Below are 18981 nucleotides of genomic sequence, written 5' to 3' on the forward strand. Positions count from 1 at the left end.
ATGGTCTCACCATGCGTCGCCGTCGTCGGAGCGGGACTGTCCGGCGCGGCGTGCGCGCAGGCGCTGCGCGAGCGCGGCATCGCCGTCGAGATGCTCGAGCGGGGCCGAGCGCCCGGCGGTCGGATGGCGTCGCCGACCGTGCAGGGCCGCCGCGTCGACGTGGGCGCCGCGTACTTCACGATCAAGGACGCCGGGTTCTCGGCCGTCGCCGACGGCTGGGTCGAGCGCGGGCTGGCCCATCCCTGGACCGACACCTTCGACGTGCTCTCACCCGAAGGGCGCGACGCTACTTCCGGGCCGGTCCGCTTTGCCACCTCCGGTGGACTGCGGTCTCTGGTGCGCGACCTGGTGCCCGAGGGCATCCGGTTCGAGACGGAGATCGCGACGCTCGACGAACTGGACCACGACGCGGTGGTGCTGGCGATGCCCGACCCGCAGGCGGCACGGCTGGCCCCCGAGGCCTGCGCGTGGGTGGACTACGAACCCGTGATCGCCGTCGCGGCCGGCTGGGCGCAGCGCTGCTGGTCGCTGGCCGACGCCGCCTTCGTCAACGACGACCCCGACGTGTCGTTCGTCGCCGACGACGGCTCCCGGCGCGGCGACGGCGCGGCCGTGCTGGTCGCGCACACCACCGCGGCGCGGGCGCGCCTGCACCTCGACCAGCCTGCCGACGCGGTGGCGCCCGTGCTGTCGGCGCTGCGCCGGCTGCTCGACGTCACCGCGGAACCGTCGTGGACACACGTGCACCGCTGGACATTCGCCAAACCCGCAGGCACGCACGGCGACGCCGAGTTCGCACTGATCACCGGTGACCGCCTGCTGGGTGTGTGCGGCGACGCGTGGTGCCCGTCGGGTGCGCCGCGCGTGGAGTCGGCGTGGATGTCGGGCCGGCGACTCGGTGCCGCGGTCGCGGATGCGGTGGAAGGATAGAAAATGAATGTCGTTGAGCTGTGGCGCTTTCCAGTCAAGTGGATGGGCGGTACCCGGGTCGACGCGCTGCGCATCGACCGGCGCGGCGGGCACGCCGACCGGCTGTGGGCGGTGCGCGATGTGGAGAAGGGTGTGACGGCCTCGGCGCGGCGGATCCCTGTGCTGCTGCAGTGCTCGGCCCGGTACGCCACCGAGCCCGCCGAGGATGCCGGGCCCGGCAACGTCCCCGCCGTCGTCATCACGATGCCGGACGGCCGGGAGTTCGACGGAGCCGACCCGGCAGCCGATACGGTGCTCAGCGAACTGGTGGGCCGCGAGGTGCGTCTGGTGGCGCTGCCGGCGCCGAAGGACACCAGCGCGCACCGCATGTCGCTGCAGGCCTCGCTGGGGAACTTCTCCGCCGATCAGGTCCGCCGCGATTTCGGGCTCGGCGCCACCGACGAGCTGCCGGACACGTCGGTCTTCTCCACTCGCCAAATGGTCACGCTGGCACGCTATTCCACGCCGCCGGGGACGTTCGTCGACCTCAGCCCGGTGCATGTGCTCAGCACCGCGAGCCTGCGCAGCCTGTCGGCCGACGGGAATCCGTACGACGTCCGCCGCTTCCGGCCCAACGTGCTCGTCGACATCGACATCGACCTGGACATCGATGAAGCCGACGGGTTCCCCGAATCGGCGTGGGTGGGCGGCCAGGTGCGTCTCGGCACCGTCGTGCTGTCGGTGACCAACCCGACCATCAGGTGTGTGGTGCCCACCCGCCCCCAACCAGGGATCGACCTCGACACCTCGCTGACGCGCCGGCTGGCCGAGCGCACGGACCGCTTCCTCGGGATCTATGCCGACGTCGCGACGCCCGGCATGGTGCGGGTGGGTGACGAGGTGAGCGCTCGCCCGGCGGCGTCTCCCGGCGCGGTGCAGCGCGTGGCCGCCGCCGCCGGCAAGACGGCCACCCGAGGCCTGCAGAAGGTGCTGGAGGCGACGGTGCTGCGCACCAGGAGCTGACGGGCCGCCCGCGGCGGTGTAACGGCGACCGCAACCCGGCCGACGTCACCTGTGACCGCTGTGTCGCAAGGTGCTGCCGAGGCGGATGAACGGAGGCCGGACGGTGAGTCGTCGAGATACCACCCTGTCGTCGTTCGCGCGGGCACAGTGCCTGCGCCTACCCCCGCCGCAAGAAGACGCGTGGAGCTGGCAGCTGCGCGGCAGCTGCCGGGGACATCCGGCGGAGACCTTCTTCCCCGACTGCTATTCGAGGTCCGAGCAACGTAAGCGGGAGAATGCGGCCAAGCTGATCTGCCGGCAGTGCCCGGTGCTCGAGCAATGCCGCGACCACGCGCTGCGCACGCCCGAGACCCACGGCGTGTGGGGGGCGATGACCGCAGGCGAGCGCGCGCGAGCCCTGCTGCGGCGGAACGAGTACCGACCCGCGAATCAGACCGCGGTCGTCAGTCGTGCTGGAGTCGACCATCCGGCGTGACGTGGAAGGTGCCGTCTTCGTGCGCACCAGGTAGGTCCGGCATCTCGTGGCGGCCACCGGCGGACCGGCGGCGCGACGACCACACCAACGCGCCCACCGTGGACACGCCTGCGACGACAACCGTGCGCCAGAGCAGTTCCCGCGGTGACGTCGTGCTGTCGGCCATGCGCCGAGGATGCCCAGGACCGCGCGGATGTAATCCGCTAATCGCTTCCGGTGTGCCGAAGATGGTCCGGCTGGCTCACCCACCCCGGCGGCACGTCGACCGACAACGCGAGGTGCACGAAGCGCCCGACCGCCGCCGCCGTCGCGCGGATCGGGCACCACTGCAGGGTGTAGGGCAGAAAACGGGGCGGGGACAGGGGCCGAAGCACCACACCGGCACTGCTCCCGGCCACGGCGGCGGTGGTGAGGACCCAGTCGATCTCGGTCTGGTCCGGCCACCGGTAGGCGGACAGATCGGTGTCGGCGAACTCGACGCTCGGCGGCCGGATTCCGGCGGCGTCGAGCACCTCCTGCAACGCCAGCGACCATGCGGGGAACAGCGCCTCGCTGTGCATCCCCAGCGTCTCGGTCGCCAGGTCCGGCAGGTCCAGCGTCTCGCGGTCGGCGAGCCGATGGTCCTCCCTCAGCGCGATCATCACCGGTTCGGCGCAGAACACCTCGCTGAGAATTCCCGGTGGGTCGGTCACCGGCCCACACGTGATGGCGATGTCGAGCGCACCTTCGCCGATCGCGCGCTGGAGATCCGGCAGCCACATCCGGCGCACCGCGAGGTCGACCTCGGGGGCCGCCCGCCGCAGCGCATCGGCCAGATGCGGCGCAAGCACCGGCGCGGCCGGCGGCGTGATGCCCAATCGAACGGTGCCTGCGTCGCCGTCGGCAAGACGCCGGATCGCCGCGGCCGCGCCCTCCACGTCCTCGAGAATGGCCCTCGCGCGGCCGAACAACTCGACACCGGCCTGCGTCAGCGCCACCCGGCGCGTGGTGCGCGTCAGCAGGGGAGTGCCGACCTCGCGCTCCAACCGACGGATCAGGTCGCTCAGCGTCGGCTGACCGATGTGCAACTTCTCCGCGGCGCGCCCGAAGTGCAGTTCCCCGGCCACCGCAACGAACGCCTCCAGCTGGCGCAATTCCACCCGCTGATCGTAGGCAGGCGATGCCGATTGATCGACCGACACGATGACACCCATCCCAGATCTGTCCTTTTTCGGTGGCGGCGACCCACCCAGGCTGAACTCAGAGCGCCGGCGCGGCCCGGTACACCGACATCTCGAGGAGCGCCATGTCCGACACCGTCACCCGCTACCGCACCGCGACCATCGACGGGCTCGACGTGTTCTACCGCGAAGCCGGAGACCCTGCCCGGCCGACACTGCTGCTGCTCCACGGCTTTCCGTCCAGCTCGCACATGTTCCGTGAGCTGATCACCGCTCTGGCCGACGAGTACCACCTCGTCGCTCCCGACCACATCGGCTTCGGACAGTCCGCGATGCCATCGGTCAACCAGTTCACCTACAGCTTCGACCGGCTGGCCGAGATCACCGAGAAGTTGATCGAGCACCTGGGCCTCGAGCGCTTCGCGATCTACATCCACGACTACGGCGCCCCCATCGGTCTGCGCATCGCCAGCGCGCGGCCCGAGCGGATCACCGCGATCATCAGCCAGAGCGGCAACGCCTACACCGAGGGGTTCACCCCGTTCTGGGATCGCCTGTTCGCCCACGCGCAGGACCGCGGCGCCAACGAGGATGAGGTGCGCGAGTACTTCACCCTCGAGACCACCCGGTGGCAGTACACCCACGGCGCTCCCGCCGACCGGCTCGACCGGATCGCTCCCGAGACGTGGTTGCTCGACCAGGCCGGGCTCGACCGGAAGGGTAACGACGCCGTGCAGTTGCAGCTGTTCTGGGACTACCAGTTCAACCTCGACGGCTACCCTGCGTTCCAGGAGTACTTTCGCACCCACCAGCCGCCGCTTCTGGTCACCTGGGGCCGTAACGACGAGATCTTCGGCGCCGCAGGGGCCGAAGCCTTCAAGCGCGACCTGCCAGACGGCGAGTACCACCTCCTCGACGCCGGGCACTTCGCGCTGGAAACCCACGGCGACGAGATCGCCGGCCACATCCGGGACTTCCTCGGAAGGCAGGAGTCACTGCGGTGAACTACGACGCCGCGGACACCGCCGTCGTGGTCATCGACCCCCAGGTCGACGTGCTCAGCCCGGCGGGGAAGAACTGGGAGGCGCTGGGCGCCAGCGTGACCGAGAACCGGACCGTCGAGCATCTTGTCGAGCTGCTCACCGCCGCGAAGACCGGTGGCTACGGCGTGTTCGTCTCTCCGCACTACTTCTATCCGACCGACCACCGATGGCTGTTCAACGGACCCCTCGAATCCGACGAACTGCGCACCGACACCTTCGCCCGGCGCGGCGCACTCACTCTCGACGGCTTCGCGGGTTCGGGTGCCGACTGGCTCGAGGAGCTCGAGCCGCTGATCGACGACGGGGCAACGGTCGTGGCCAGCCCGCACAAGGTGTGGGGTCCGCAGACCAACGACCTGGTCCTGCAGTTGCGCAAGCGGCGCATCGCGAACGTGGTGCTGTGCGGCATGCTGGCCAACATCTGCGTGGAGTCGCATCTGCGGGATCTGCTCGAGCAGGGCTTCGAGGTCGCCGTCGTCAAGGACGCCACCGCCGGGCCGCGGCATCCGGTCTTCGGGGACGGGTACCAGGCGGCGCTGGTGAACTACGGGTTCCTCGCGCATGCTGTTCCGACCACGAGCGAGGTAGTCGCCGCCATCAGGGAAAGGACCGACCAGTGAGTGAGTCCCGTCCGCCGTTTCCGCCCTTCGACCTGACCTCTGCGCTACAGAAGGTGCAGGCCGCCGAAGACGCCTGGAACACCTGCGATCCGCATCGCGTCAGCCTGGCGTACACGCCCGACAGCGCCTGGCGCAACCGCGACCAGTTCCTCACCGGACGCGACGCGATCGTCGAATTCCTCACCGCGAAATGGCAGCGCGAACTCGACTACGCCCTGCGGAAAAGCTTGTGGGGCTTCCGGAACAACCGCATCGGGGTGCGGTTCCAGTACGAGTGCCGGGATGCGTCGGGGCAGTGGTGGCGCAGCTACGGCAACGAGCTGTGGGAGTTCGACGACCACGGATTGATGCGCCGGCGGGAGGCCAGCATCAACGACGTCCCGATCGACGAATCGCAGCGGCGCTACTTCGGGCCGCGTCCCGAAGACGAACACGGCCACGAAATCCCGCTCCAGTGATCGGGATCCGTGTATCGGAGGCGGTATGAGCAAGCGCTACGGGACCATCGCCTTCACCGAAGACGTCCGCGCGGTGCAGGCCGAGCACGGCAGCGAGACCTTCTACGGACGCAAGGCGGATGCGGGTGTGAGGTCCCCGGGGCCGGATCCGCTGACCGGCGACGAGAGGGAGTTCCTGCGGGAACGGGACGGCTTCTACCTCGCCTCGATCAGCGAGACCGGCTGGCCGTACGTGCAATTCCGGGGCGGAACACCGGGATTCGTGCATGTGCTCGACGATCACACGATCGGATGGGCCGACTTCCGCGGCAACCTCCAGTACATCAGCACCGGGAACATGGCCGGTGACGACCGCGTCGCGCTCATCTGCCTCGATTACGCTCACCGGCGCCGGCTGAAGATCTTCGGCCACGCACGCATCGTCACCGCGGACGAGGATGCGGAGCTGCTGCGGTCCCTGTCCGACGACAGCTACGACGCGGCGGTCGAGCGTGCCGTCGTCGTCGCCGTGGAGGCCTACGACTGGAACTGCCCGCAGCACATCACCCCCCGCTTCACCCTCGCCGAACTCGACAGCGCGCTGGCGCCGACGCGCAGCAGGCTGGCCGCGCTGGAAGCCGAGAACGTCGACCTGCGCAAGCGTCTCTCACAACAGGACAGTTGACGGTACCGACCCCATAACCGGATCAGTCGCACGCTCGTGGGTCTAGCCTCTACCTGATCATCGTCGACAGGGAGGTCAGCATGCGAGCCGGTTGGACGGGGCCCAGCGTCTCGGAAGCGGCGGGGTGGTGGACGCAGGCCGGCCGCCGACTGGTCTATCTGGTCGGGGTCTTACTCGTGGTGGGAGTGGGTTCGGTGCTGTCCGCCGCACCGGACGCCCACGCACAGGGGCAGACCTACACCGTCGCGACCGACACCACCTTTGCGCCGTTCGAATTCCAGGACGACCAGGGCAATTTCGTCGGAATCGACATGGACCTGATCCGGGCGATCGCCAAGGACCAGGGCTTCACCGTCGACATCAAGCCGCTCGGATTCGACGCCGCGCTGCAGGCCGTGCAGGCCAATCAGGTCGACGGCGTCATCGCGGGCATGTCGATCACCGACGAACGCAAGAAGGTCTTCGACTTCTCCGATCCCTACTTCGAGTCCGGCATCCAGATGGCGGTGCTGAAGTCGAACAACGACATCACGTCCTACGAGGACCTCAAAGGCAAGAGGGTCGCGGTCAAGAACGGCACGCAGGGCTCCGATTTCGCGAACTCGATCAAGGACAGGTACGGGTTCGAGGTGGTCTCGTTCGCCGACTCGTCGTCGATGTTCGACGAGGTGCGGACAGGCAACTCCGACGCGGTGTTCGAGGACTACCCGGTGCTGCTCTACGGCATCGCGCAGGGCAACGGGTTCAAGACCGTGACGCCGAAGGAAGATCCCACCGGCTACGGCTTCGCGGTGAACAAGGGTCAGAACGCGGAACTGCTCAGCAAGTTCAACGAGGGCCTGAAGAACCTCAAGGCCTCCGGCGAGTACGACAAGATCGTCAGCGCCTACCTCGGGGAAGAGGCCACCACCGACGACAACTCGTTCCTCGGGCTGATCAAGAGCACCTTCCCGCTGCTGCTGGAAGGCCTGAAGATGACCGTCATCCTGACGGTCGTCTCGATCTTCTTCGCTCTCATCCTGGGCGTCGTCTTCGGGCTGTTCCGGGTGTCGCGGGCCATCTGGCTGCGCGCCATCGGCACCACCTTCGTCGACATCTTCCGCGGCACGCCGCTTCTGGTGCAGGCGTTCTTCATCTACTTCGGCATCCCGTCGGCGCTCGGCTTCCAGATGTCCGCGCTCACCGCAGGCATCATCACGCTGTCGCTGAATGCGGGCGCCTACATGACCGAGATCGTCCGCGGCGGCATCCTGTCGGTCGACAAGGGGCAGATGGAGGCGGCTCGCAGCCTGGGCATCGGCTATCTGCCGACGATGCGCAAGGTGATTCTGCCGCAAGCCATCCGCACGATGATCCCGTCCTACATCAACCAGTTCGTCATCACGCTCAAGGACACCTCGATCCTGTCCGTGATCGGCATCGCCGAACTGACGCAGACGGGCCGGATCATCATCGCCGGCAACTACCAGTCGTTCAACATGTGGCTGATCATCGGCATCATCTACTTCATCGTCATCATGGCGCTCACCAAACTCTCGGACCGACTCGAGAAGAGGCTCGTGAAATGAACCAGCTCGTCCCCGAAGCCGCGACGGAATCGAAGGGCGCGGTGAAGATTCGCATCGAGGGGCTGAAGAAGTCATTCGGTGACCTGGTGGTGCTCGACGGCATCACCACGACGGTCAAGGAGGGCGAAGTCGTCTGCGTGATCGGGCCGTCCGGCTCGGGCAAGTCGACCTTCCTGCGGTGCCTCAACAAGCTCGAGGACATCACCGGCGGCACGGTGGTCATCGACGAGTTCGATCTCACCGACAAGAAGATCGACCTCGACAAGGTGCGTCAGCGCATCGGCATGGTGTTCCAGCACTTCAACCTGTTCCCGCACATGACGGTGATCGACAACGTCACGCTGGCACCGCTGATGACCAAGAAGATGGACAAAGCCGCCGCCGAGAAGCGGGCCATGGAACTGCTGACCCAGGTGGGTCTGGCCGAGAAGGCGCACGTCAAACCCGCGACGCTGTCCGGTGGGCAGAAGCAGCGGGTGGCCATCGCCCGGGCGCTGGCGATGAACCCGTCGATCATGTTGTTCGACGAGGCGACCAGCGCCTTGGATCCGGAGATGGTCGGCGACGTGCTGGAGGTGCTGCGCACGCTGGCCGCCGAAGGCATGACGATGGTGGTGGTCACCCACGAGATGGGCTTCGCGCGCGAGGTGGCCTCGCGGGTGGTCTTCATGGCCGACGGGAACATCGTCGAGGACGACACGCCCGCCGAGGTGTTCGACCATCCCAAACACCCACGGCTGCAGGACTTCCTGTCGAAGGTGCTGTAGCGCCGCGCTCCGCGGGAATTTCTCCCGCACGTTGGTGTTGACTGAGGGCGTGACCGAGCAACCGCAGCTGAGCCCCACCGATTGGGTCCGCGAGCAGACCGAACGCATCCTGGCGCAGGGCACCACCGATGGCGTGCAGGTGTACGACCGTCCCGTGGTCCTGTTCACCACCACCGGGGCCAAGTCCGGCCAGAAGCGCTACGTGCCGCTGATGCGCGTGGAGGAGAACGGCAAATACGCCATGATCGCCTCCAAGGGCGGCGATCCGAAGCACCCGTCGTGGTACCACAACGTCAAGATCAACCCCACCGTCACCGTGCAGGACGGTGAGCAGGTGAAGACCATGACCGCCCGCGAGCTCTCCGGTGAAGAGCGGGAGCACTGGTGGGGACTCGCGGTCGAGAACTACCCGCCGTATGCGGAGTACCAGACGAAGACCGATCGGCAGATCCCGGTCTTCATCGTGGAATAGCCACCACGGAGTAGCCACCGGCGCGGTGAACCGTCCCGGTGGCAGCGCTGAGGACCAAAGTCTCTAAGCATCGAGCGACTCGTCCGCCACACTCGCACGATGCGACGAGGTACGCGTTCAATGGCAACGACGCTGTTCGCTGTCGCCGTCGCCGTGCTATGTGGGCTGGCCTCGATCGTCACGTCAGCGTCGGCGACCGCGGGCACCGCGCTCATCATGGGTGGCAACTCGCACCCGCTGAGCGTCCCGGAGGACACTCCCACGTTCATCAAAGGCTACGTCGGCGCGGCGGCAGCCGACTACCTCCTGCCCAGCGGGCTGTGTGGCCCATCGTGCTCGCTTGTCGCCGTCTACACTCCGGAACAGTTCAGGTTTGTGACCGGCATCTTCGACATGACGTTCGACGAGTCCGTAGCGGTCGGTCAAGCCAACCTCGACGACTGTATTCGCGGAGCCGTTTGTACCGTGACATTCTTCCCGTACACCGAGACCGTGTCGCAGACGGTAACGGGCCCCTCGTCGGTGATTTTCGACTACTCGGAGAGCTCTACGATCGCCAGCAAGCAAAAGCTGCTGCTCATCGCTCATCCCCTCGCAGCAACAGTCACCTTCATGATGCTGGCCAATCCCAGTCGGCCCAACGGGGGGATCCTTGAGCGCTTCGTCGGTGCGTACATCCCGATTCTCGGCGTGACGTTCAGCGGAGCCACGCCGACTTTCTCGCCGCAGACGGCACCGTTGACGACGGTGGACATCGCCCGTCAGTACGACGGCTGGGCCGATTTCCCCACCAATCCGCTGAACCTGCTGTCCGACGCCAATGCGCTCATGGGCACCGTTCTGGTGCACGGGAACTACTTCGACGTTGGAGCGCCTCAACTGCAGGGTCAGTACCAGGACACCACTTACTATTTGGTCCCCACGGCGGTCGCCCCGCTACTGACGCCGTTGACATGGATCCCACTGGTCGGCAAGCCGCTGGCGATCGCGCTTGATCCAGCGATCCGGGTTCTCGTCGAAACCGGCTATGACCGCACCATCAACCCGGGGCGACCGACCCCGGCGCAGTACCGCTACGTTCCAAATCTGTTTCGCGCGGCGAAGAGCTTCATCATGGCGATGCCGACGGGGTGGGACGACGCGATCAGCTACATCACTGGTGATCCCGGCTGCAGGCCGTTCCACACCGTGAAGCCGGCCACCCCCTATGGAGTCGGGGGGCCGCCGGTATACACCGGCGCGGTCGACCCTTACGGCGACCCCACTCCATACCTTGAGCCGGCTACCTCAGGGACGTCCAAGGCGCCGCCTGTGAGCGAACGCGCGCAGTCCGCGGACGCCGAACGGGTCCCAGTTGACCTGGAACAGACCGACGGGGACCTCAACGACACCCCCGCTGTGGACGCCGGCGAGTCGCCGCTCGTGGCAGAGCACGCGACATCGACGCATCGGTCGATCGATGAACCAGCCGCTGACGATACGGACGAGAAGAAACCGGCGACTACCGACGAGCACAAAACAACGTGGAGCGAGCACGAGGCAACGTCGAGCGACCACGACGCGGCCACCGACGTGGAGCGCGACATTCGGACGTCCGAGTCGACCTCGTCGCCGGCCGACACGGACGCGGCAGACGCCGCCGCATGAGCTACTGGAAGGAGGCAGTATTCCCCTGTCCTACCGACCGCTCCGGTGCGGTCATCTGACCAGTGTCGCGCTCCGGCGGCCTTGGCGGGCGAGTTTGCCGGTTCGGTTCAGCGCTGCGCCGACGATGGCGCGACGGGGACATCGAACGAGGTGTCGGGGTAGGCCTCCGGAGTGAGCGTGAAGTGCCACCACTCCTTGTCGTAATTTTCGAACCCGTGCTGTTCGAGCCCGGTCTTGAGCAGCAGGCGATTGTCCAGCTGGCTGCCCTGCACGCGCGGATCCAGGGTGTGAGCCAGCGTGTCGAAGCAGTCGTATCCGGTGCCCATGTCGATGCTGGTGTCGGCGAAACGCTGTCCAGCAGGGGCAGCACAATCGACCAGCGGTTCCCCGGCGACATAATCCGGTTCGGGGCGGGTGGGAAGCGCGACCAGTGTGAGATCGACCGTGCTAGCCCTGCTGTGGCCCGACTTCTCGGCGATGTAACCGTCGGCGAACAAGCGGGCTTTGTCCACCCGCGGGTAGAACTCCGGCTTCATCTGTTGATCGGCCAGATCACGCGCCCATGCGACGAAGTCGTCGACCGCACGTTGCGGGCGGTAGCAGTCGTACACCTTCAGCGAGTATCCGCGGCCGAGGAAGTCTCGCTGTGCGTCGCGCAGCGCCTCGGCCGCCGGGCGGGCCAGAAGGCACATCGGTGCCTCGTAGCCGTCGACCCGGTGGCCGGTGAAGTTGTGCTCGGTGGCATACCGGATGTCGAGGGAGATCGACGGATCGACGTCGGTGAGCGAGACGAGGTCAGGGTGCGCCGCGGGATCGGGTTCAGCCGATGCCGGTGGCACAGCCGCGCCAGCTGTGAGGAGCGCGCAGACGGCGAGTGCGCCCGCCATTCGGTTGAGCATCAGCTGAAGTGTGTTCGCGCGCGCGGCAACGGTGCTCCGTCCACGGTGAGATCCACCTTCTCGTTGTAGAACGCCACCAGGTTCGCGATCGGGGCCACCGCGGGCAGCGGCGTGTGATAGGTCCAGGCGATGTCCTTGTGCGCCGTGCCGTTCACCTCGGCCGACCAGTAGCCGGAGGTGACGCCTTTGTACGGGCACAGCGTCTGCGTCACCGACGGGTGCAGCAACTCGAAGGAGATGTCGGTCCGGTCGATGTAATACCTTGTGGGCAAGCCTGTTTCGAACAACAGCACGGGGCTGTGGGTGTCGGCCACCGTGACACCGCCGATCGCGACCGCGACGTGGCGATGGGACCGCAGCGCGTCGACCCTTGCGTACGGGTTGCGGGGATGGCCGTAGATCGGTTCGTCCTCCTCGAACCAGTCCAGGGCCTCCCAGGCGAACCGCACCAGGCCGGCGACCGGGCCGTCACCGTCGTCGAACACCCGCGCAGCCGAGGGGATGGTGTGCCCGGCGCCGGTGAGTGCGAAGGTGCGCGACGGGCCGAGTTGCACCCGCTGCGGATGGTTCTCGTCGACCAGGAAGCCGGCCGCGACATCGGAGAGCGGGACGTAGTACTGCGGGTAGTACGGCAGCTCCCAGACGTACCGCGCCGCGGTGGTGTCGAACACCGTTTGGCCGCCGAGGAATCCGCGTACCCGCCGCGGTACCGGTTCCACCCGGCCGCGCGTGGCGGCGGGCTGCGGATAGTCCGGTGGTGGTGCGGCGTCCAAGCTCACCGTCGGTCTCCTCTTCGTGTGCCGATCTGCGAAACTGTATGCCCGGCTGTCCCAGCGGCGAAGGAGAATGCATCCCGTGACCGCGCGCGGCTCGCTCGTCATCGCGGTGACCGCGATCGTCGCCGGAGTCGTCATCGGTTTCATCGGCGGCGCGTTCCGGTGGTGCCTGCAGACCGCCGAACGGCTCCGCCTGGACCTGGTCGACTGGGCCCATCAACTACCTGGCCCCGCCTGGTTGATTCCGGCGGCCGCCGCGGCCGCCGGAGCGGGCCTGGCCGCCCTGATCGTGCGCTGGCAGCCGCTGGCGGCGGGCAGCGGTATCCAGCACGTCGAGGCGGTGTACCGCGGCCGCGCGCGCCCACCGCTGATCGGACTGGTGCTCGCGAAGTTCGTCGGCGGCGTGCTCGCGATCGGGTCCGGACTCGTGCTCGGCCGCGAAGGTCCGACCGTGCACATGGGTGCCGCCATCGGCGCGCAGGCCGCCCGGCGCGCGCGTCTCAGTGACACCGACATCCGGATGATGCAGACCGCGGTGGGCGGCGCCGGCCTGGCCGTCGCCTTCAACGCGCCGATCGCGGGGGTTCTGTTCGCCGTCGAAGAGGTGACCAGAGAGTTCCGCATGCAGATGGTGCTGGCCACCACGCTGGCGTCGGCCACCGCCGTCGGCTGCACCCGGCTGATCCTGGGCAATCACCCCGACTTCGCGGTCGCGACGATGGCCGCTCCCGCGCTGGCTTGGCTGCCGCTGTTCCTGGTCTTCGGGGTGCTGACAGGCCTGCTCGGTGCGGTCTACAACCAGACGGTGCTGTGGTTCCTCGACCACGTCACCGCTGCCGCGCGTATCCCGGCCATCGTCAAGGCGACGGCGATCGGAGCTCTCGTCGGGCTGGCGAGCTTCGTGGTACCGCTGTCGGTCGGCGATGGCCAGACCCTCACCCAGCTGCTGCTGGGCGGTCACACCCTGGTGCTCGCACTCGTCGGGGGCTACCTTGCGATCCGCTTCGTCGCCGGTCCGCTGTGCTACTCGGCCGCGCTGCCCGGGGGCCTGTTCGCGCCGCTGCTCGCTGTCGGGGCGCTGTGGGGCGTGCTGTTCGTCGGCGTCTTCGACCTCGTGTGGCCCCACGACGCGACATCACTCGCGATCCCGATGGCCATCGTCGGGATGGCCGCGTTCTTCTCGGCGACGGTCCGCGCGCCGGTGACGGGCATGGTCATCGTCATCGAGATGACCGCCACGACATCCGTGACCGTGCCGATGCTGGGCGCCACCGCCGCCGCGGTGCTGGCCGCGCAACTGGTCGGGTCCCCGCCGATCTACGACAGCCTGCGCGAGCGCATGATGCCGGAAAGCTCAGCCGGCGGCGCGCCGAAAGATCAGGACGGGCAGTAGGTCTGGGTGGCCGCGCCGACGAAGAACCCGCTCTGCTCGACCGTCCAGCCGGCGGGCTCGCTGATCTCGACCGCCACTTGCTCGGGCGCCTGCCCGGCGCCGACGTAGTCGCAGACCGCCGACGCGAGATTGATCGCGTTCTCCTCGCTGGAGAACGGGATGCCTTCGTTCTCGAGCACGGTGATGAAGACGTCGTCGCTCGGGTCCGCGATGGCCGGGGCCGCCAGTGCGGTGGCCAGACCGGCGGCGGCGACGGCCGCTGACATGATTACTGTGCCGCGCATGGCGCACCTCCTGTGAATTTGCTGACGGCGCGACATTACGCCGCCCGTCGTGACGCAGTCGTTATTTTCCGAAAATCCGCCGGGACTTCGTTCAGCGCGAAAAGGCAAGGCAGCGAATGACAATGGTGTCATTCGCGGAAACGGCCGGTTCGTGCTGACCACAGCTCCAGGGAGGCCGGCGGGGGAATGGTCACTGCCGATTCGTTGAATGGCCATGAATGGATGTCCGTTTCCGTTGTCGATGCTCCTGAGGAGGAATGGGCATTCCGTGCGACGAAATTCGCCAGCGCCTCCGGGACCCACGGCGGCGAAGAGGACCTCGGTCGCCAGCTGGAGGGAACAAGGTCCTCACTGTGTCGCGGCCCATGTGATCGGGCACCGGACGGCCCTAGGTTGGTGAGCGGGAGCACACAATGAATGAATTCATGCGCAGCAGCGACGCGTTCACCTGGTCGATGGAAAGCGATCCACGACTGAGGTCGACAGTGGTCACGGTCCTCCGCCTGGACCGGACGCCGGACTGGGACGACGTCCGTGAACGGTTTCTCCGGCTCAGCGGCGAATTGCCGATGTTCCGGCAGAAGGTGGTGGAGTCACCCCCGCCGGCGCCGCCGCGCTGGCAGGACTGCGACGAATTCGATCTCGACTTCCACATGCGCCGCATCGGCGCCCCCGGGACGGGATCGTTCGACAGTGTTCTGGAACTGGCCCGGCTGGCGCAGATGGAGGACTTCGACCGGGCCCGGCCGCTGTGGAAGATCACGTTGATCGAGGGTCTCTCCGACGGTGGGGCCGCCGTGGTCTGCACGTTCCACCACGCGCTGACCGACGGGGTGGGCGGAGTGCAGATCGCGATGGCGCTGTTCGGGCTCACCGACCTTCCGCCGCAGTCCGACGCCGCCGGCGAGGTGGCGCGCCAGCCGCTGTTCGGCGAGTACAGGGACGCGGCGCGCTACAGCGCCGGGCTGGTCGGGGGAGCCCTTGCGGGGGTGGCGACCCAGGTGCCGCGGCTGGTCTACGACGGAATCCGGCACCCGGTGCAGACCCTGGGCTCTGCCGCCGAGATGGCCTCGTCGGTCTACCGCGTAGTGCGGCCCGTGAACCAGACGGGCTCGCCGCTGATGAAGCGGCGGACACTCACGCGCCGCCTCGACGTGCTCGAGATCCCGATGCCGCCGTTGCGGGAGGCGGCCCACCGCAGCGGAGGCGCCCTCAACGACGCGTTCGTCGCGGGGGTGGCCGGAGGCCTGCGCATCTACCACGAGAAACACGATGTCGCCGTCGGTGATCTGCACCTGACGATGCCGATCAGCCTGCGGGCCGATGACGACGCACCCGGCGGGAACCGGATCACGCTGATGCGGTTCGACGTTCCGGTCGGCGTCAGCGACCCCGGACAGCGCATCCGGCAGATCCACGAGAGAACCGACCAGGTGCGTCACGAGAAGTCGCTGCCCCACACCCAGCTGATCGCCGGATTCCTCAACCGGATGCCGCGCTGGTACATCGGCTCGATCCTGCGGCACGTGGACTTCCTGGCCAGCGACGTGCCGGGGATCCCGGTACCCGTCACGCTGGGCGGGGCGAACGTGCAGATGCAGTATGCGTTCGGGCCGACGATCGGCTCGGCCGTCAACGTCACGCTGCTGACCTACGTCGACACCTGCGCGCTGGGCATCGACGTCGACACCGGGGCGATCCCCGATGTCGACCTGTTCACCGAGTGCCTGCGGGCCGGCTTCGACGAGGTACTCGCGCTGGCCGCGGACTGACGCCGGTCAGTTCTCGTCGGGAATCTCGTTGCGGGTCTGCCAGCCGGCGGGCGCGTCGGGGTCGTCGTTCTGATGGTCGAGCTTGTCCTGAAGCTCCCGCTGTTCGTCGCTGGCCTTCGTCGCGTCCTCGGGCGTGGGCGGCGGCGTGTTGTTCTGTTCCACGGTGTCCAGTTTTCTCCGTTGGCTGCAGATCCAAACCCCGACACCATGGCTTCTCGTGGCGGAGACACCACGCACGCTTATCGAGGTCACGCCACGGCGTCGGCGGCGAGCACTTCGCGTGCCGCGCGCTCGCCTGAGCGGACAGCTCCGTCGACGAAGCCGTACATCACCGCCGACGTCTCGGTGCCTGCCCAGTGGATACGCCCGCAGGGTGGTCGAAGCGCATGCCCGAACTCGGTCAGTACACCCGGTGGCGCATGGCTGATCATCCCTCCGCCGGAGTACCGCTCCACCGTCCAGTCCTGCTGCGTGAAACGCTCGGGGACAAGGGCATTCGGTCCGAAGCGGTGCGCCAGCGCTTCGGTGATGGCGGCTTCCCGGTCGGCCGGAGCCATCCTGGTCAGCCTGCGGGCTGTCGGGCCCTCGTTCACGATGGCCAGCACTCCGGGCCCGCCCTGGTGCATACCCGCGTCGATGGTGACCGCGGCGGCGGTCTCGGGTGCTGCCGACTGCCCGGTGAGGCCGTCGGCGCGCCAGAACGGTTCGTCGTAGAGGGCGTGGCATTTGAGGACCGCGCCCGAGGGCATCCGCTGGTGCAGCAGGGACCGGTCCGCCGGAAGCGCCGGCTCGTAGATGATCTGCCCGGCGATGGCTATCGGTACCGAGACGATGACCCGGGACCCCCGAACCTCCCGGCCGTCGCACCGCACGGTGACGCCCGCGCGATCCTGACTGATCGATCGGGCGGGGGCGCGCAGGCAAAGTCCGTCGGCCACGCGGGCGGCCATCTGGTGGTACAGCGCGCCCATACCCCCGACCGGGCGCGCGTCCTCGGCTGCGCCCTCCACCCCCAGCACGAAATCCGGTCCGCCCGCGCTGGCCAGCTGGTACACCACGAACAACAGGGAGAGCTCCGTGGCCGCCGACGTGTAGGAACCCGCGAGCGCCATCTCGAGCAGACTCCGCGCCCGCCGAACCGGTACATGGCGCTCCAGCCACTGCGCGAGCGTCGTCGCGTCCCATCGCCTCGCCCTGGCCGCTTCCCACGGCGCTTCCACGGGGATCGACGCGCACATCCTGCGCAGTTCCAGAAACGCGGTGGCGAGGTTACCCGACACCCACGGGCGCATGGACCAGGGAATCGTGCCGCCGTAACGGTAGATCTTGCCGTCGACGAGCATCATCGACTCCCCGTCGACGTACTGCTTGTACGACGGGACGCCGAATTCGGCCATCAGCCCATGAATCCGGTCCTGGCCCGGACCGATCCAGGTGCCGCCGTGGTCGATGTAGCTGTTGTCGACCCCTACTTCGGTGAAGGTGCGGCCTCCCGGCCGGTCCCGCGCCTCCATGACGAGCACCGAATGTCCGGCCTGGGTGAGTCGCAACGCGGCGGTGAGGCCGGCGAACCCCGCGCCGATGACGATGTAATCCGCGTCCCCCATGAGCGTCTCCCACCTCGACGGGATGAGACATTCTGCCTACGCCTGACCAGGCGGGGCGTCAACAGTTCCCGTTGGGTCACTGACGGATCAGGGTTCCCGAAACCTTTCGATAGAGCTGTCAAACTTATTGCCGGACAGGCGCTTTCGATTCGCACAAGTTGCACACCGGGGAAGACGCGGGGTAGGCTGACCGAAGCGAAGGGGAGTAGCCCCCAATCGAATGGTCGACATACTGGCCGGCGCGGTACCCGCGTCGGCCCGGCCATCCGAACCGGATTCTTCTCCGGTGGGCGAGACCTTCGGCCGCACAGACCGTTTCGGTTGTCGGCCGGAGGCGGCATGTACCCACCTCCGAACGGCAGCCACCTGACCGAGGAGTCGTTGGTGATCGCCGCCTTGCTGTTGAGCTTCGCCGTGATCTTCGTGGCCGAGCTGGGCGACAAGAGCCAGTTGATGGCGATGATGTTCGCACTGCGGTATCGCTGGTGGGTGGTGCTGACCGCAATCCTCGCAGCGACCACCGCGGTACACGTGCTGTCCGTCGCGATCGGGCACTACCTCGGCGCGGCGCTGCCCACCCATCTCCTGGGCCTGCTGGCCGGCGCGATGTTCGTGTTCTTCGGGCTGTGGACCCTGCGCGGTGACTCGCTCAGCGACGATGAGGCCTCGCGTGTCCAGCGTGCCACCGCCCCCGCGTTCTTCGTCGTGACCTCGGCGTTCATGCTCGCCGAGCTCGGCGACAAGACCATGCTCGCCACCATCACGCTGGCCGCGGACAACGACTGGTTGGGGGTTTGGATCGGTTCGACCATCGGCATGGTCGCCGCCGACGCACTCGCCATCCTGGTGGGCGCCGTGGCGGGCAAGCACCTCCCCGAGCGGTTCATCCAGATCGGGGCCGCCGGACTGTTCGTGCTCTTCGGCGCGTTCATGGTGATCGAGAACGTCTTCCCTGCCGCTCCGGTGCTGTTGGTCGCCGGCTGCGCCGTGGCGATCGTGGCCGTGCTGGGCGCGACGCTGCGTGCGCTGCCCGAGCGGCTGCGCCCGTCCGTGCTGCGGTCCGTCCGCCACGTGCCGGCCCACGCGTCGGAGCCGGTGCCGCAGGGCTCGACGGGCGTGCGGGACTGACCGTCAGATCGGTGCGACCGAGCGGATCGCGATCTGCCCGGTCTCGCACTGCCGGCACGTCAACGGGCGAACCTTCAGACGTACGTTGGCGATTCGCAGCGCTCGTTGACACATCGGGTACGGGCAGCCGCAGGACAGCGTGACCCACCACTGCGCAGGATGCGCCAGGGGCCCGCAGAAGCGTCGGCAGGTGCACAGGATGTCGGGCTCGAAATCCAGTTCCGCCAGCGACGGTTCCAGCATTGTGGTCACGGCCCCCAAGGCTAAAGTGAAGGTCGAGACTTGTGCGGTAGGCGCGCGCGGCCAGTTCGCGCGG

General features: G+C 67.7%; 22 protein-coding genes. 14 read left to right on the forward strand and 8 right to left on the reverse strand.

Annotation, left to right across the window (positions count from 1 at the left end):
- From G6N45_RS10615 to G6N45_RS10625, 3 genes are all read left to right on the forward strand, one after another.
- Positions 1-930, forward strand: coding sequence for an NAD(P)/FAD-dependent oxidoreductase (locus G6N45_RS10615; protein WP_163722126.1), 930 nt, complete (start codon positions 1-3; stop codon positions 928-930).
- A gap of 3 nt (positions 931-933) precedes the next feature.
- Entirely contained in the window at positions 934-1932 is a 999-nt protein-coding gene (locus G6N45_RS10620) for an MOSC domain-containing protein (RefSeq protein WP_163722128.1), read from the forward strand.
- A 103-nt stretch (positions 1933-2035) separates the two neighbouring features.
- Positions 2036-2407, forward strand: a complete 372-nt coding sequence (locus tag G6N45_RS10625) for a WhiB family transcriptional regulator (RefSeq protein ID WP_246228944.1) — start codon at positions 2036-2038, stop codon at positions 2405-2407.
- On the opposite strand, the gene G6N45_RS10630 is transcribed toward G6N45_RS10625, so the two are convergent.
- Both G6N45_RS10630 and G6N45_RS10635 read right to left on the reverse strand, forming a co-directional pair.
- The gene (locus tag G6N45_RS10630; protein WP_156394839.1) at positions 2376-2573 is read right to left on the reverse strand and encodes a hypothetical protein; all 198 of its coding nucleotides are present in this window, start codon (positions 2571-2573) and stop codon (positions 2376-2378) included. The two genes, G6N45_RS10625 and G6N45_RS10630, sit on opposite strands and share 32 nt — an antisense overlap.
- Before the next feature lie 37 nt (positions 2574-2610).
- The gene (locus G6N45_RS10635) at positions 2611-3546 is read right to left on the reverse strand and encodes a LysR family transcriptional regulator (RefSeq protein WP_163722131.1); all 936 of its coding nucleotides are present in this window, start codon (positions 3544-3546) and stop codon (positions 2611-2613) included.
- 146 nt (positions 3547-3692) lie between these two features.
- Between G6N45_RS10635 and G6N45_RS10640 the strand changes: the two genes are divergently transcribed.
- From G6N45_RS10640 to G6N45_RS10675, 8 genes are all read left to right on the forward strand, one after another.
- A complete protein-coding gene (locus G6N45_RS10640; protein WP_163722133.1) occupies positions 3693-4571 on the forward strand; it encodes an alpha/beta fold hydrolase in 879 nt (292 codons plus the stop codon).
- The gene (locus tag G6N45_RS10645; RefSeq protein ID WP_163722135.1) at positions 4568-5230 is read left to right on the forward strand and encodes a cysteine hydrolase family protein; all 663 of its coding nucleotides are present in this window, start codon (positions 4568-4570) and stop codon (positions 5228-5230) included. Before G6N45_RS10640 ends, G6N45_RS10645 begins: the two co-directional genes overlap by 4 nt.
- On the forward strand, positions 5227-5688 hold the full coding sequence (locus G6N45_RS10650) for a nuclear transport factor 2 family protein (protein WP_163722137.1): 462 nt from the start codon (positions 5227-5229) through the stop codon (positions 5686-5688). The genes G6N45_RS10645 and G6N45_RS10650 overlap by 4 nt, the downstream gene beginning before the upstream one ends.
- A 25-nt stretch (positions 5689-5713) precedes the next feature.
- Positions 5714-6352, forward strand: coding sequence for a pyridoxamine 5'-phosphate oxidase family protein (locus G6N45_RS10655; protein WP_163722139.1), 639 nt, complete (start codon positions 5714-5716; stop codon positions 6350-6352).
- Positions 6353-6432: 80 nt separating this feature from the next.
- Entirely contained in the window at positions 6433-7920 is a 1488-nt protein-coding gene (locus G6N45_RS10660) for an amino acid ABC transporter substrate-binding protein/permease (protein WP_163722140.1), read from the forward strand.
- Entirely contained in the window at positions 7917-8687 is a 771-nt protein-coding gene (locus G6N45_RS10665; protein WP_163722142.1) for an amino acid ABC transporter ATP-binding protein, read from the forward strand. The genes G6N45_RS10660 and G6N45_RS10665 overlap by 4 nt, the downstream gene beginning before the upstream one ends.
- Before the next feature lie 49 nt (positions 8688-8736).
- Entirely contained in the window at positions 8737-9159 is a 423-nt protein-coding gene (locus G6N45_RS10670; RefSeq protein ID WP_163722145.1) for a nitroreductase family deazaflavin-dependent oxidoreductase, read from the forward strand.
- A 120-nt stretch (positions 9160-9279) separates the two neighbouring features.
- A complete protein-coding gene (locus tag G6N45_RS10675) occupies positions 9280-10806 on the forward strand; it encodes a PE-PPE domain-containing protein (protein WP_246228946.1) in 1527 nt (508 codons plus the stop codon).
- A gap of 107 nt (positions 10807-10913) precedes the next feature.
- On the opposite strand, the gene G6N45_RS10680 is transcribed toward G6N45_RS10675, so the two are convergent.
- The gene (locus G6N45_RS10680; protein WP_163722148.1) at positions 10914-11705 is read right to left on the reverse strand and encodes a M15 family metallopeptidase; all 792 of its coding nucleotides are present in this window, start codon (positions 11703-11705) and stop codon (positions 10914-10916) included.
- On the reverse strand, positions 11705-12478 hold the full coding sequence (locus tag G6N45_RS10685; RefSeq protein ID WP_246229063.1) for a DUF427 domain-containing protein: 774 nt from the start codon (positions 12476-12478) through the stop codon (positions 11705-11707). Before G6N45_RS10685 ends, G6N45_RS10680 begins: the two co-directional genes overlap by 1 nt.
- Positions 12479-12551: 73 nt before the next feature.
- Here G6N45_RS10685 and G6N45_RS10690 point away from each other — a divergent pair, with 73 nt between their 5' ends.
- Positions 12552-13874 carry a H(+)/Cl(-) exchange transporter ClcA gene (locus tag G6N45_RS10690; RefSeq protein ID WP_163722152.1) on the forward strand — a complete coding sequence of 441 codons (1323 nt, stop codon included), beginning with the start codon at positions 12552-12554 and terminating at the stop codon, positions 13872-13874.
- Here G6N45_RS10690 and G6N45_RS10695 read toward each other — a convergent pair.
- The gene (locus G6N45_RS10695) at positions 13859-14158 is read right to left on the reverse strand and encodes a DUF732 domain-containing protein (RefSeq protein ID WP_163722154.1); all 300 of its coding nucleotides are present in this window, start codon (positions 14156-14158) and stop codon (positions 13859-13861) included. The genes G6N45_RS10690 and G6N45_RS10695 overlap by 16 nt on opposite strands.
- A 413-nt stretch (positions 14159-14571) precedes the next feature.
- On the opposite strand from G6N45_RS10695, the gene G6N45_RS10700 reads away from it, so the two are divergent.
- Positions 14572-15930 carry a wax ester/triacylglycerol synthase domain-containing protein gene (locus G6N45_RS10700; RefSeq protein ID WP_163722155.1) on the forward strand — a complete coding sequence of 453 codons (1359 nt, stop codon included), beginning with the start codon at positions 14572-14574 and terminating at the stop codon, positions 15928-15930.
- Between the two features lie 6 nt (positions 15931-15936).
- On the opposite strand, the gene G6N45_RS10705 is transcribed toward G6N45_RS10700, so the two are convergent.
- Positions 15937-16092, reverse strand: coding sequence for a hypothetical protein (locus G6N45_RS10705; RefSeq protein WP_162260412.1), 156 nt, complete (start codon positions 16090-16092; stop codon positions 15937-15939).
- Positions 16093-16178: 86 nt separating this feature from the next.
- Positions 16179-17537: a flavin monoamine oxidase family protein gene (locus G6N45_RS10710; RefSeq protein ID WP_163722157.1), complete on the reverse strand. Its 1359-nt coding sequence runs from the start codon at positions 17535-17537 to the stop codon at positions 16179-16181.
- Between the two features lie 384 nt (positions 17538-17921).
- Here G6N45_RS10710 and G6N45_RS10715 point away from each other — a divergent pair, with 384 nt between their 5' ends.
- Positions 17922-18665 (forward strand): TMEM165/GDT1 family protein, encoded by a 744-nt coding sequence (locus G6N45_RS10715; protein ID WP_163728200.1) that lies wholly within the window; start codon positions 17922-17924, stop codon positions 18663-18665.
- Positions 18666-18668: 3 nt separating this feature from the next.
- Here the strand turns inward: G6N45_RS10715 and G6N45_RS10720 are convergent, their stop codons facing one another.
- A complete protein-coding gene (locus G6N45_RS10720; protein WP_057147911.1) occupies positions 18669-18908 on the reverse strand; it encodes a hypothetical protein in 240 nt (79 codons plus the stop codon).
- Positions 18909-18981 lie beyond the last annotated feature (73 nt).

It is taken from the genome of Mycolicibacterium psychrotolerans (assembly GCF_010729305.1).
GTDB classification, from domain to species: Bacteria; Actinomycetota; Actinomycetes; order Mycobacteriales; family Mycobacteriaceae; genus Mycobacterium; species Mycobacterium psychrotolerans.

Excerpts from the sequence above, each read along its gene's own strand:
- G6N45_RS10665 (WP_163722142.1), top strand. The coding sequence starts at position 7,917 with ATGAACCAGCTCGTCCCCGAAGCCGCGACGGAATCGAAGGGCGCGGTG.
- G6N45_RS10700 (WP_163722155.1), top strand. The coding sequence starts at position 14,572 with ATGAATGAATTCATGCGCAGCAGCGACGCGTTCACCTGGTCGATGGAA.
- G6N45_RS10630 (WP_156394839.1), bottom strand. The coding sequence starts at position 2,573 with ATGGCCGACAGCACGACGTCACCGCGGGAACTGCTCTGGCGCACGGTT.
- G6N45_RS10640 (WP_163722133.1), top strand. The coding sequence starts at position 3,693 with ATGTCCGACACCGTCACCCGCTACCGCACCGCGACCATCGACGGGCTC.
- G6N45_RS10695 (WP_163722154.1), bottom strand. The coding sequence starts at position 14,158 with ATGCGCGGCACAGTAATCATGTCAGCGGCCGTCGCCGCCGCCGGTCTG.
- G6N45_RS10690 (WP_163722152.1), top strand. The coding sequence starts at position 12,552 with ATGCATCCCGTGACCGCGCGCGGCTCGCTCGTCATCGCGGTGACCGCG.
- G6N45_RS10660 (WP_163722140.1), top strand. The coding sequence starts at position 6,433 with ATGCGAGCCGGTTGGACGGGGCCCAGCGTCTCGGAAGCGGCGGGGTGG.
- G6N45_RS10655 (WP_163722139.1), top strand. The coding sequence starts at position 5,714 with ATGAGCAAGCGCTACGGGACCATCGCCTTCACCGAAGACGTCCGCGCG.
- G6N45_RS10710 (WP_163722157.1), bottom strand. The coding sequence starts at position 17,537 with ATGGGGGACGCGGATTACATCGTCATCGGCGCGGGGTTCGCCGGCCTC.
- G6N45_RS10620 (WP_163722128.1), top strand. The coding sequence starts at position 934 with ATGAATGTCGTTGAGCTGTGGCGCTTTCCAGTCAAGTGGATGGGCGGT.
- G6N45_RS10675 (WP_246228946.1), top strand. The coding sequence starts at position 9,280 with ATGGCAACGACGCTGTTCGCTGTCGCCGTCGCCGTGCTATGTGGGCTG.
- G6N45_RS10615 (WP_163722126.1), top strand. The coding sequence starts at position 1 with ATGGTCTCACCATGCGTCGCCGTCGTCGGAGCGGGACTGTCCGGCGCG.
- G6N45_RS10680 (WP_163722148.1), bottom strand. The coding sequence starts at position 11,705 with ATGCTCAACCGAATGGCGGGCGCACTCGCCGTCTGCGCGCTCCTCACA.
- G6N45_RS10720 (WP_057147911.1), bottom strand. The coding sequence starts at position 18,908 with ATGCTGGAACCGTCGCTGGCGGAACTGGATTTCGAGCCCGACATCCTG.